This is a genomic window from Leucobacter soli (assembly GCF_042659205.1).
GTDB classification, from domain to species: domain Bacteria; phylum Actinomycetota; class Actinomycetes; order Actinomycetales; family Microbacteriaceae; genus Leucobacter; species Leucobacter soli.
The window spans coordinates 1-522 of record NZ_JBHSRW010000502.1; the positions used below are offsets into that span (position 1 = coordinate 1).

Annotated in this window: 1 pseudogene; it reads left to right on the forward strand. The window is 74.9% G+C overall.

The features are described from left to right. A pseudogene (locus ACFPZL_RS14185) lies at nt 1-522 on the forward strand (AMP-binding protein); the annotation flags it as partial.

A 522-nucleotide genomic window follows, 5' to 3' on the forward strand; every position in this document is an offset into this window, starting at 1 on the left:
TGCGGCAGCGCGCGCACGAGCTCGGCGTGGCGCTGCGGCGCAGCTACGGGATGACCGAGACGGCGGGCGGCTGCGTCTACGACGGCGTCGAGATCGGGGACACCCGGATCCGGATCCGCCGCTCCGAGACGGGCGCCGGAGAGGTGCAGATCGCCGGCCCCTGCCTCGCCCTCGGCTACGTCGGCGACCCGGAGCTCACGGCGGAGCGGTTCATCGAGGAGCGCGACCGCGACGGCGTCGTGACCCGCTGGTACCGGACCGGCGACGCCGGAGAACTGCTCGGCGGCATGCTCACCGTCACCGGCCGGGTCGACCGCGTCGTGATCTCGGGGGGAGTGAACGTGTCCCTCGACGAGGTCGAACGCGTCGCACGCGAGCTGCCCGGCTGGACGAGCGCAGTCGCGCTCGGCTCCGCGCATCCGGAGTGGGGGGAGCGCGTGGCCCTCGCCGTCGAGACCGAGCCCGGCGCTGCAGGCTTCGAGGAGGTGCGGGAGGCGATCCGCAGCAGGCTCGGCCCCGCGG